Source organism: Lactobacillus sp. ESL0791, assembly GCF_029433255.1.
GTDB lineage: Bacteria > Bacillota > Bacilli > Lactobacillales > Lactobacillaceae > Lactobacillus.
On the sequence record NZ_JAQTHU010000001.1, the window covers coordinates 2195427 to 2209689 of the forward strand.

Here is a 14263-nt window from a genome sequence, read left to right on the forward strand (position 1 = left end):
AGATCTCTATCTATTTCAACTTACTTGCTTTAACGTATTGATTGTCACCGATGACATAATATTTAATACCTTTAATCTTCACAGCCTTACCGTAAGTTGCCACTTTGGTACCTTTATGCAGCTTCTTCTTCATTGCCTTGCCGTAACGATTAACCACGACAGCCTTATTAAGCACACACCGCTTGGTGCTGTCAATATTACTTGCCAGCAGATATTCATCATTATCCAAGACATAATATTGTTTATGCTTAATTACCGTCTTACCGTAAGTTACAACATTAGAGCCAGCCTTTAAAATTGCTTTATTCTCACGCTCACCATTCTTATTATAGAAATATGAAGCATGTTTGATAGTTTTCTTAATACCGCCTGTTGGATTAGCCTTGCCACGAACTGTTGGATCAGTCCAAGTATCAGGTGTTGGCGGGAAATTAGCAGCTTTAACATATTTATTATCATCAATCAAATAATACTTTTGCCCATTAATTGTAATTGGTGTGCCATAAGTAGCCACACTAGTTCCAGCATAAATTACTTGATCACCAATCTGTTTGCCGTATTTATCATAGATATGCGCTGTTAACTGTAATTTGCGCTTCTTGCCTTGAATATTATTGGCCTTAATATAATATTTATCAGCCTGAACAATATAATATAGCCGGTTATTAATCATCGTTGTCCCATATGTTTTAACTTTAGAACCACTTTGCAGCGTTTGATCGTTGACCCGCTTTCCCTGCTTATCATAAAGGTATGCATTATGTTTTAAGACAACCTCACTTTCTGCAGGATCACCGATATTAACCTTAACCGGAACAGAACCTACAGAACCATCAGGATAATGAACAGTAACAAAAGTCTTGTCTGTCTTATTTTTATCAGCCGTATCAATCGTATTGGCGGTATCCCAGGTATAATCAGTTCCTGCTGGCATCTCACCTGCATTAGTAACCGCATTTTCTGCATAATTATTATGTATTGGTAAATCCGTATACTGCGGTACCTGAATGACGCCACCACCTGGCAATAAATTATTTGCCATTGAATTATCTACTGGTCGCTTGCTAACTTTAACAATTACTGGAATTGATGTATTAACATTAAAAGCAGAAAATTCAGGATCAACAGCGGTATAGTTAACAGCAACTTGCCCAGTTTGCGTACCAACTTGATTGAAATCCATTCCAGTTATAGCTGTATCCAAAGTTAATCCTGGAACTTTCATTAGATCGCTATAATTGGTAACTACTTGCTGCGTACTTACCCTGATGCCCTGATAAGTTCCCGCTTGTTGTGTAACTGGTCTAATAACCTTAAATGGAACACTCTCAAGCACCTGCTTGGTATTGTCATTATAGTGAACAGTAATATTTGCTTTATTATCAGTCAATTGAACAGTATAAGTCGGCTGATAAGAACTAATTGAATTAGCATTGACGTAATAGTTACCGATACCTGTCTGCTGCATTTGCGAAAGATTAGCATCATTTAGATAAACCGTTTGGGCATTGCTATTCTTTAAAACTGCACCGTTAACTGTTACTGTAATTGGTTTAACAATTTGTGAGCCGTCACCGGTAAAGGTAACCAGAACCGCTGCATTACTTTCTTTGCTTCCACTACTATCTAATCCAGAAGCATCAACATCAGGTGATGTAGCCCACGCAATCTGATAATCAGTACCAGCAACTAAACTGCCCACGCTAACTTTATCCGCTAAATTAATGGTATTTAAATCAACACCAACGTGAGTACTAAAGTTACCACTAATGTTAGTTTGATATTGGTCAGCTAAGGATTGCACAGTCAATTTTATTGGTAAATATTGGTGCGTCCCATCAGGATAGCTAACTTCAATGGCGGCTCTAGTTACTCCGCTAGAATGGTTTAAAGTCGTCAATGATAATTCTTGATGGCTCATGGCATCAACCCATTTATAACTAGCATGATAATTAGATGGAGCTTTTATACCTAAAGAGGGATCAGCTAGAAAGTCTGCTGCAGCAGGAATGCCTCCAAGAGGATATTCTTTATGAGTTACCTTGGCCGAAGCACCATCAATCACAACGGCTACATTAATCGGACTACTTACCGAAGGGGAACTTTCAGTATTATCCCTATATGTTAATTTAACAACCCCTGTATACTGACCAGTACCTGTATTCTGATCAATATCAGCAGAGGTATGATTAGGAATACTATTAGGTGAAGTTGCCCAGTCAATCTTAGTAATATCAGCAGCAGGAATACTATTACCCTGACTATCGTCAAAGTTGCCCTTCATAGCATTAAAATCTAATGTAGGATCAGCTGTACTATCATCTGCAGCGTGAAAATGAAGTGTAGAAGAATATGAAGGAATATCATAATTGCCAGCAAGATTATTTATGCTTACCCTTAAAGTTACAGGCACGGCTTGGGTAGTTCCATCAGGATAGTCAATAATAATATAGTCGTGCTGAGTACCAGCAGCAGTAGTAACAGGCGAAGCAACATGATCAGCTGACGTTGACCACTTAAAGTCAGTGTCGCTTAACGAGTAAGGAGACCCTTCCAGACTAGTTACACTTGCGGAAGTTAATGCACTTACCGCACTTGGTAAAGAATCATTAACATGCAAATTAGTTATTACACCATTGCTAATACCACCAATTACATGAACTGCAAGCTGAACTTCAGGACCAATCGATCCATCTTTATAGTACGCAACAATATTGCAATCATTACCAGTGCCATTATCAATAGTCGTTGGTGCACCATTCCCATTTGCCCAATCTAAATGATCAATAATTTTATTTAGATTACCTTCAGCAACAGCAGTTTGACCAATACTACCTATATCCTTGGCAGTAATTAAGTCGTTCATAGCACTATTGTTAGTAACGCCAAGCTTATTTTTATTAAAGAAGCCAGCCGGAGTTAAAATATTGCCGTTGCCAATTGCATGTGTTGTTATTGGATTAGTATTTATGCTAATTGGATAAGCTTCAGAATATGGCTGTACCCGCAATGTAACTTCCACTATATCAGTACCATCGGCATGACCATTGGTGGTGTAGGCAATCTTAACTGCTACAGTATGGTCACCCGAAACACTCAAATCAGAGTGATCAAGAGGTCTGTCATCATGAATTCCTTTAACCCACTGATAAGTCAAGTTTGATTTTCCCCATGTGGCCGGGCCTGTTGTAGAATCAATCGTTGCAACTGCTGTAGCTGCCTTATTGGGATCAGGATCTTCTCCAATACTAGATAGTTGAATATCTCCTGGAGAGAAAGTTGGAAGTTCAACCTTTACTGGAACATTAGTTATCGTGCCGTCACCGTAAGTCACGCGAATTACTGCATTTCCTTTATTATTACCTTGAGTATTTGTAGGATCAGCAATTAACTCACCCTGATCGTTAACTACTCCCCCATCTTTAACATTACCTTCACTATCCATCATCTTTTTATCCAGCCACTGCGCTGATTGAATTACTTTGTTAGCCGGCTTAATATCATCACTTGTTTCCGTAAGAGTCGTATAGGATTTTGCAGGAGAACTTGGAGGTTCTTCTCCATCTACGAACGAAAGAATATTAGCCATTGGATACTGATCTATTACTTTATCACTTTGATTTTTATGAGCTTTAATTATAAATAAGGCAGAATCACTAGGATCGACTACTTCAGTTGTCGGCTTAACCGTATAACGTAAATTATCAGCGTCATGTATTCGCATGACATAGCTTTCTGTAGGCGGACAATCTGATGCTGGTTTGTTATACATAGTTATAAAATCACTTAAAACATAAGTATTTCCTACAGGTGTACTAAAATTGCCACTCTGCCGAATGCCAACAGCTTGAATATTCTGCCATTTAAAGTCTCCCCAAGCATTAGAGGATATTTTATAATGCCCTAATGCTAAATGGAACTCCTTTATACTTCCATCAGCTCCCATGTGGTTAAACATATTGGACATATCTGATGCTCTTGCTGTGTCAAAAGTATACAAATCTAATGCAGCAAGTTTCTTAGTATCATTAAACATGTAAGACATGTCAGTAACGTTACTCGTATTCCAATTATCAGTGTGTAAACTATCTCCCAAAATTAAAGTAACTAAGGCCGAAGCACCATCAAACATATGAGTCATTGTAGTCGCATTATCAGTCTTCCAACTGCTTAAATCTAAATTTGTCAAGCTACTGTCATTAGCAAACATATTCGCAAAACTCGTAACATTAGCAACATTAAAGTTTTTAACAAAATCCAAGGAGGTTATACTACTATCGCCATTAAACATGTATGACATATCGGTCACATTCGCTGTCCCCCAAGGTGCATTATTATTGTCAATAGTTGCTAAAGCGTTAACATTATTAAACATGTATGACATATCAGTAACACTGCTAGTATTCCAATTGGCTCCCAGCTTCAAATTAGTTAAAGCTGTAACACCATCAAACATATGAGTCATTGTAGTAACATTCTCAGGATCCCAGTTACTCAAATCTAGACTGCTGCCTAAACTAGAATCATTGTGAAACATATAGGACATGTCAGTCGCACTCTCTGTATTCCAAGTGCTAGTAGTATTATGTTCGCCACCAATACTAGTTAATGACGAATCATTTTCAAACATACGAGACATATCTTCAACATACTGCGTATCCCAGCTGCTAGTATCTACATTATCCAAAGCACTAGCATTAGCAAACATAGACGACATGTTGACAGCATATTGTGGATTCCAGCTATCAACTTTAAACTCAACAGGAGTAGTATGGGAAATGCTGCTGTCACTGGCACCCTTACTGGTTAGACTTGCACAACCGTTAAACATATTATCCATTTGTTCAGCAAAGTCTACCTGAAAATTAGTAACATCAAAGTTATTTAATAGTGCATCGCCATAAAATAAATGAGACATATTTGTTACAGTACTGGTATGCATACCTGTAATATCTAAATATTTTAACCCAATCGCTGGTGCGCCAGCCTTATACATGCTAGCAAACATATATGACATATTATCCAAATTACCAGCATCATAAGCTAAAACCAGCTCGGTTATTCCGGTATCACCCTCAAACATATGCGACATATTAGATACATTAGAAGTCTTAAAGTCAGCAATTCCCTTATTTTTTATCAAGTCGCCAGTCAGGCTAGTATCATATTGAAACATTCCTTCCATGGTGCTGACTTTTTTTGTATTCCAGCCTTTAAAATTAAAATCATCTAAATGCGGTGCAACATAGCTAGATGATGATGGACCTGGGAATGCAAACATATAGCTCATATCAGTTACATTACCTGTATCCCAAGATGTGCTGCCCTCAATATGATGCAAATCTAAATGATTTAATGCAGTACAGCCAAAAAACATATGACTCATGGTATTCACACTATGAGTATCCCAACTGTCTATATTTAAAGTAGGCAAGCTGCTACAATTATTAAACATATAATTCATGTAATATACATTGCCAGTATTCCAGCTGCTTATGTTTAAAGCAGGCAACTTGCTGCAACCATTAAACATGGACTCCATATTTTGTACCTGACCCGTTTTCCATGTACTGATATTTAAGCTGGTTAACTTGCTGCAGCCGCTAAACATTGCATACATGCTAGTAACATTACTGGTATCCCAATGAGTATCAGTATCTGTGTAAGTATGTAAATCTAAACTAGTTAAGCTACTGCAACCATTAAACATGGACTCCATATTTCGTACCTGACCCGTTTTCCATGTACTTATGTTTAAACCGGTTAGACTGCTGCAGCCGCTAAACATTGCATACATGCTAGTAACATTACTGGTATCCCAGTTATCAATAATTAAGCTAGGTAATCTAAAACAACTATAAAACATCTGGCTCATATCTTGCACGCGGCTTGTGTCCCACATACTTATGTTTAAACTGGTCAATCCGCTGCAACCGTAAAACATTGAAGACATATATACATAGCTATAAGGGCCAACCGGAACATTAGCACCTATATTCCAATAATTATGCCCACTTGTTGTATCAGTATTTAAGTTTAAACTAGTTAAACTGCTGCAGTAACGAAACATTGCGGACATAGACTGCACTTTACTGATATCCCACTTACTTATATCCAAGTTTCTTAAACTTTGGCACCACTCGAACATAGAGCTCATATTTGTTACATTACTGGTATCCCATGCGCTGATTGTTAAACCGCCTGAGGTAGAACCTAACATATTGCAGTAATAAAACATTTGACTCATATCGGTCACGCTGCTGGTTGTCCAATAATTCAAATTTAAACTAGTTAAATTCTCACAATAAGAAAACATACTATTCATATTAGTCACTGCAGCAGTATTCCAACCATCTATACCATCTATGCTCGCTAAATTATAGCAGTCATAAAACATTTGACTCATATCGGTCACGCTACTGGGTGTCCAACCTGTTGAATTTAAGGATCGTAAAGAACTAGAGTTGCTAAACATGTGACTCATATTAGTTACACTGTTAATATGCCAAGTCTTCAAGTCAAGGCTAGTTAACTTTGTATTAGCAAACATTGAGCTCATGTTCGTTACGCTGCTGGTATTCCAGTTAGTACCTGAAGCAGATAAAACCAAGCTAGTAAATCCAGTATTAGCAAACATATAGCTCATATCAAGCACACTACTGGTATTCCAGTTAGTACCAAAATTAACGCTTGTTAAGTCATGGTCATAATAAAACATGTGGTTCATATTCTTCACACTGCTGGTGTTTAATGCACTGAGATCTAAAGCAGCCAGACCTGTTGTACGCCCTGTGAGGCCATAAAGACCGCTAAACATGTAAGACATATCAGTAACATTCCTGGTGTCCCAACCCGTCAAAGTAATACTGGTTAATTGACTGTAAAAACCATTAGTGTCATACTCATTTCCCCCAAAGCCCTCAAACATATGCGACATATTGGTTACATGACTGGTATCCCAGCCTGATAAATTTAAACTAGTTAAACATACATCATTACGGAACATGTTGTTCATGTCAGTAACAGCGCTGGTATCCAAATTACCAATTCCCTGAATATCAGTTAATTTATTCAAATACGCAAATTTAGATGCACTATTGGCTGCCAACTTAACATGTGCAGTGCCACTAAAAACTATCTTAGTAATATCACCCGAAACGCCAAAACTCTGAATCTGCGTAGAAGAAAGAGTACCACTGTTCGTAAAGGTCAGAGTGCCGCTGTTATACGCCCAGTTAACATTGCCATCAACTCCTGAATCAGAACGCAGTGAAATCCCATCTTGAGGGCCAACCTGCTCCTGAGTTGCAGAATATTCCGCTAACAGTACAGTCAAGTTATCCTGCGCCGCATTAATATCAGCCAGCAATTTTGTTTGATCAGCTTCCGGTAGATCCACACTGCCTGGATCACGATACTTGTTGATTGCTTCTTGCGCCTTGTTTACAGCATCTTGCAAAGCCTGTTGCTTTTCCGGTGTCTCGTGTTGATATTTGTCAGAGCTGCTTGCTTCATTGGCTTTGCCTAATGTTGTATCTAAACTAGTTGCTGCCGCATTCAGCTTCTGCTCTGCTTCAGTTTTCTTATCATTTTCTTTTTCTTCTTGACTTGGATCAGAAGCAGCAGATTCACTTCCATCACTAGTTGTCCCAGATTCAACTATTTCAGACCCGTCCCGCAAAAACGATCTTAAGCCCGCGTAAGTTGACAATTTTACCCTAGCTGAAGTTTCCGTTTGCTTTTGTTTATTAGTACGCACATCAGTACCAGTAAATTTGTTCACGTCACTTGCAGCGCCTTTTTTGCCAGTATCTGTTCCACTGACCTCACTACTGTGGATACTGTTATTTAATTCTGACTCACTATCAGCAGCATGAGCTACCTGACTGTTAATACCTAAAAATCCTAAGCCGATCAAAACGGATGCAGCGCCAATCGTTAGCTTACGAATTGAAAAACGCTCTTGCTTAGTCTGCGACTCCATCTTTTTTAATCGCTCAGTAAAATTATTTTTGCTCAACTTTTGACCTCCAAATTATCTATGGCTAATTCTGATTATATACACATTACATAGTAGACCTTAATTTTATTTTTGTAAACATTGTCCTTTATAAAAGATAAGTAAAATCCACTTATATCAGCACATTATTATCATATTTATTTATAGAATAATTCATATTAGCTTAAATCAAGTTATAGATTTTATACTATACTTAAACATAAAATAGTTTTATATTAATGATTATATTTTTATATAATATATAATATACATGGTTTAATATTGGTATATCTAATATCAAAAAATTTACATATTCAACTAAGCAAAAGTAATTTTATATAAATAATTTATCATATAATAAACTATTTATAATATTGCTTCCAAACAATAACCAAATTAAACTTTTAAAAAATTGGAGAAATTCAGGATACCGTAATTTGTAAAATTTCACACATTTTTATTTTTTCAAATCATTTCACTTACATTTCGTATCCAGTTAAGAAATTTATTAGTAAGCAAAAAAGAAACCAGTAAAGAATTTAAAAATCTTCATTGGTTTCTTTTCTAAAAATCGGAGTTTTCACTCAAACTCGCTATTAACTTTTTTCAGTAATAAATTTATTCACTGCATCGGCCTTGATAAACTCGTTGATACCAATTGCGTAATACTTTCCGTGCTTTATTTTTACACGTGCGCCGTACGTCGTTATCTCAGTGCCTTCATAAATGGTCTTATCCGCAATCCGCTGACCCGATTTGTCATAAACATAACTTGTCTTAATCAGCTTGCGTTTCTGGCCATCAATATTGCCGGCTTTAACATATTGATTGCCTTCCAGATGGTAATAGAGTTTACCTTCCAACAAGGCTGTGCCATAGGTTTTGACCTTAAGTCCCTGCTGCAAGACTCGGTTAGTAACCCGGTTAGCATCTTGATTATAAATATACGAATTATGCATCAGGATTGCTTCGTTAAGCGTAGGCCCAACCACCGTTACCTTTACCGGTACCGAAACAAATGTCCCGTTCGGATAACGAACGTTGACGAAGCTGCTGTATGTACCTTCCTTATCCGTTGCCGGAATATGATCTTTGTCCCAAACATATTCACAGCCGTCCGGCATTGCATTAACACTGGTCACGGCACCTTTGGCATATTCATTATGGGCCGCAAGGTCGGTATGCTGCGGGACGATGACGCTGCCTGAAAGCAGTTTGATTATTTTGGAATCTGCAGAATGAACAGCCTTAGGATCATCGCCTTTACTATAACCAACTATAACTTTTACCGGTATGTTTTCACTAACTTCAGGCAGTCCTGCTTCTGAATCAGCAGGATAGTAGATCTTGAAACTACCAATTTGCGGATGTGTACTATCTGCCAATGACAGATTTATTCCAGTAATTGTATCATCAATTGTGGCTCCAGTACTTGCAACCTTGTCGTAGTTCAGCAAAACTTGCTTGATCTCGTTAGGTCCAAAAACAGTATATCGATCCGCATGAATAGCATTATTACTGATTTCTCCCCTAACTAGCTCAAGAGGGATCTCAGTAAAGACCTGTTTCGAATTATCTCCATAATTAACTGTCAGAGTAACAGTATCACCTGTTTGAGTTAATTCATAGGTTGGCGTTGTCGGTAAAGAACTAATTTTGCTGGTATCAAGATAATAAGAAGCTATATCCTTTATATTATCTTCACTAAGATTCATGCCCGAACTGCCGAGGTAGGCTTTCTTTGGTTCGGCAGAAGGATTCAGCTGCGCACCAACTAGAGTAATAGTAACAGGAACGAGCTGGAACGAGCCCCCGCCACGATTAAACGTAACTTTAATTGTTTTGTGAATCTTCTTCTCATTAGCATTGCCTAAATTGGCAGCCGTTAAATCTGGAGCCCCGTCTTCCCAAGACAACTCATATTCTGAAGTACTAATATCGCCTCCACCAGTCTTCTCAACTTTGACCAAGCTGCTTAAAGGAACGTGCCCACCGACATTAACCGTTTGGTCAACAGGAGTACATACACTAACCGAAGCCCTAGTACCGATAGTCAGGCTAACTGGCAGGTATTGATGGGTATTATCCGAATAGGTAACTTCAATTGCCGCGTTAATTGTACCATTAGCATCACCACTGTTTAAATATGGAAGGGTAAGCTCATCATGTGTAGGATTATTCTTTACCCATTTATAGATAGGGTTAAAGTCAGCTGGCTTACTTGTTACTGCATCTATAGCGGCAGGCACCTGCCCCTGAGTATAAGAAAGATTAGCACTAGCAGTCGCTTTTTCAACGACAAACGGAATATTTGCAAGGGTATCTACAGAACTATCATTATAGACAATATCTATTTTATGGTTTTGCGTTGGCGAGCCAGCACTATCAGGTTCATCATCTGGATCCAAAGGAGACCCATTGCCTTTATGCCAAACTATCTTGGCAATTTTAGTAGACGGTGGTGTCACAAGGCCACCACCACTACTTTCATGCAGTTGCAATAATGTATTCACGTTATTGACGCCATTAGAATTAGTGATTATTGGAACTAAACTATGCCCAGCACTATCAACTGCTTCACCCGTACCAGAATCCGTTGCATGGATAATAATCTTTTGGCCCGAAATCCATGAAGGCGTATAAGTATCGCTATCAGCTAGTACTTCCAATTTAACTTTAACTGCCTGCTTTGTACGGTCATGGTAATTAATTATAATATATGCATCTTCACCAGGGCTTGGTTGTGAAGAACTAACATCGGGAAGTTCATTAGATTTCCCGTCTTTAGACCAACTATACGATGTTGTATAAAATGGATTAATCCCAGCACTGTCTAGAGCAGCTAAAGCCGAAGTCGGATCCAGCTGATCCGAATGATTAACGTGAATACTAGTTGTTGAGCCAGACGGCCTCCCAGCAGAAAGGTTTACTCTGATATCAGGCCCACCATCTCTACTCCCCCGGCCTATGGTTGTAGTAGATGGATTTAAAGGTGTAGCAGAATCTGAATCATCATCTTGATAAGTTATCTTGATCATTTTAGCTACATTATTATTCCCAGGCTGTAAATCACTGCTTGACGGCTCGGTTTCCCATTCAATCTTCTTAATAATTTCGGATAAGTTAGTAGCTGCGGGCCCACCACTACGTGGCGTGACAGTGAGGAAACTGCTCCATGTACTGTGATCGGTAAATTCGGGTGGATCAACAAAAGATTTATCATGTGGATTAGTAGGAGAAGTTTTTTCGTGCATATGCAGTAACCCAGCACTATTAAAGTTTATTTTATACGCTAGTGCATAATTTTTCACCACCAACAACGGCCATGTTGATGGTTTCTTTATTATTTGATAACCATCAGAGTCACCGTTAGCTGTCGTATAATCAATTCGGATACCAACATCAGACATATCGCTTGTAGTTGTTATATCACTCTTCAAAAGCGCTCTCCAGTTATTGCCATCTTTTTTTGCCCAACTATAAGCTAGGCTCCACTTGCCCCATTTATTAGGTGCTGACCCACCATCTATTTGCAGCGCATCTTTAGCCTTGTCAGGACTCGGCAACGCACCTGCCTGGATATATTGCTGGGTTGTCGGCACGATATTGGGAAGCTGGATAATGACGGGAACATCGGCTGTACTTCCATCACCAAAAGTTACTTCAACTACGGCGTTACCTCTTTGGCTGCTTGGATCATAATTTGTTGCAGTAGGGATAATTACACCCTTAGTACCATGATGATCAGGATTAGTATCAGAAGCAGGAACAGGATCAGCAATCACACCGCCTGACACTACAGTCCCTGTTCTATCCATTTTCTGGCCATATTCCCAAGTAATCTTTTGAATGATTCCTTTGGACGAATCAAAATAATCTTCAGTACCCTGTAAAGAAGCAATAGGCAGTACAGGCCGACTGCTGTCATCACTATCGACAAATCCTACTGAACTTAAGTTCTCAAGCTTATCAGATATAAAGGGGGCACTTATAGCAGGCTCACTTATATCTATATGTGCCTCAACAGTTGGGCCAGCAGTCGCTAGTGCATAGCGGGTATTATCGTGTCTATGTACTTCCAAAATATAAGTATGATTTGTATCGCTTCTACCAGAAGCAGGGGCATAGCGGGTTTTTAAATTATCAAGAGATATTGTCGTATCACTTCCAACACCTCCAACAACCGTAAGAGGTAAGCCCAAGGTATCAAAACCGGTCCAAGCATTGCTATCAATCCTAAAATCACCTAAAGTTAAGTGCAAAAGATTATTGTGATCATCCGCAGTGCCGATTCCTGAAAACATTGAACTCATGTGGGTACCAGGTGACGTAGTAAAATGCTGCACCCCATTTAGACCCAAATTTAACTTCTCTAACGTGCTGGCACCAGCAAACATATTGGACATATCAGTAACCTGGCTAGTGTCCCAAGCACTTAGATCTAATTCCTTTAGCGGATCCACGCGCTCAGACATCTTAGGCTTTTTGGTTAAGCTGCCGATACCCGCGAACATCGAAGTAGCATTATGAAGGTTACCGGTATTCCAATTACTAAGACCAATGTTCGTCAACGACGACTGCATAAGGTTATTGGTACCATAAAACATTTGCTCAGCATGTGCAACGTGGCCCATATCCCATGTATGTACACCTCCATCAGAATATTTAATGGTCTGTAAATTGGTATCGCCTGAAAACATATGGTAAGTCGAATAGTTAGTGCGAGTATTCCAATTTGAACCTAATATAATCTCCTGAAGCGAACTGTCGTCTTCAAACATGCGGGCCATCCCATAATATTTATACGCAGAACCTACTTGAGTTGTATCTCCGGGAGCATAGCCATCATAATTTTCTTGTGCAAGATTACGGGTATCCCATGTATGCAAATCTAATTTTGTAAGTTTAGGATCATTACGAAACATATTAGCCATATTGGTAACTTGACTAACATCAAAGGTTGGATTATCAAGTCCAATTAAATTCTCTAAGTTAGTAAAACCAGAAAACGCACTATCTTCATTGCTACTATAAGTAGCATTACCAAAATTAGTAACACCAGTAGTATCTAACTGACTGACATCTAAGGTCTTTAAGCTACTCTTAAAATAATAAAAAGCATTATAAGGCAAATTACTTATCCTAATTCTAGGTAAAACCAATTTTGTTAGATGAGTGTCATTATAAAATGTACCCGAATTTAAATATAAAATATTACGAGAAGCTGAAGCTGTACCATTTATACTACCAGCCATCGTTAAAGTTTTTAATGCTTTGTTATTATAAAACATCTGGTCTATGCTTTGAACATTAGTCATATCCCAACCATCAAGATTTAGATCAAGCAGCCTCTCATCACCAGAAAACATACTATTCATATTTTGAACAGCACTGGTATCGACCTCGTTCAAACCTTCTATTCCTTTAAGTCCAGATATACCAGCAAACTTGCTGCTGGAATTCGCATTTAGCTTGATTCGACCATTGGTTGTATTATCAAAGTCGATTTCCTTAATTGCTGTCTCACCAACAACACCACGAATTCCGGATAGATTAAGAACTGAGGTGGAAGAAAGAGTGTTATTAGACCCAGCTGTACCCGTATAAGTCAGTGCTTTAGTCCCGCTGTCGTAAGTCCACGAGCAATCCCCATCGGTTCCACTTATCTCTGAACGGGGAACAATTTCATCCTGAGCTTCCACTTCAGCTGGTAATTTCTCTGCACCAGCAACAGCAGGTGTAGACCCAACTGACGCCGCAGAATCTGCTGCAGCACTGCCCACGCCAGTGCTTGCTGCAGTCGAAGCAGGTGCAGCTGCAGCTGATGATGCCGCAGAAGTTGCAGCACTGCCTGTGCTACTGCCAGCCGCACCGCTCTCCGCCGTGCTTGTGCTGCTTGCAGCAGCGCTGCTGGTACTGCCCTGTGATTCTTCTGGTACTTCCAGTTCACCCCTTAAAAAGGATGTTAATCCGGCATATGTGGCCAGGTCGGCCTGCTTAGATTTAACAGGTACAGCCTCCTTCTGCTTAGTGGCTGTTTCACTTGTTTTATTAGCCGTTACATTTGTTTCATCTGTCCCTTTAATTGTGTCCGCCTTAACCACTTGGCTATTAGCCTGAATGAAGCTGAAACCTAAAAGAACTGAAGTCGTACCTATTGTCAATTTACGCAGGGAAAAATGTTCCTGCTTATGCTGCAGTTCGCTTTTTCTTTTTCGTTCATTACTATTATTTTTGCTTAACACGATGCGTTCCTCCAAATCC

General features: G+C 39.0%; 2 protein-coding genes. Both read right to left on the minus strand.

Annotation, left to right across the window (positions count from 1 at the left end):
• Positions 1-10: 10 nt before the first annotated feature.
• Entirely contained in the window at positions 11-8020 is an 8010-nt protein-coding gene (locus PT285_RS10290) for a BspA family leucine-rich repeat surface protein (RefSeq protein ID WP_277150283.1), read from the minus strand.
• A gap of 575 nt (positions 8021-8595) precedes the next feature.
• Positions 8596-14244 (minus strand): BspA family leucine-rich repeat surface protein, encoded by a 5649-nt coding sequence (locus tag PT285_RS10295; protein ID WP_277150284.1) that lies wholly within the window; start codon positions 14242-14244, stop codon positions 8596-8598.
• Positions 14245-14263: the final 19 nt, after the last annotated feature.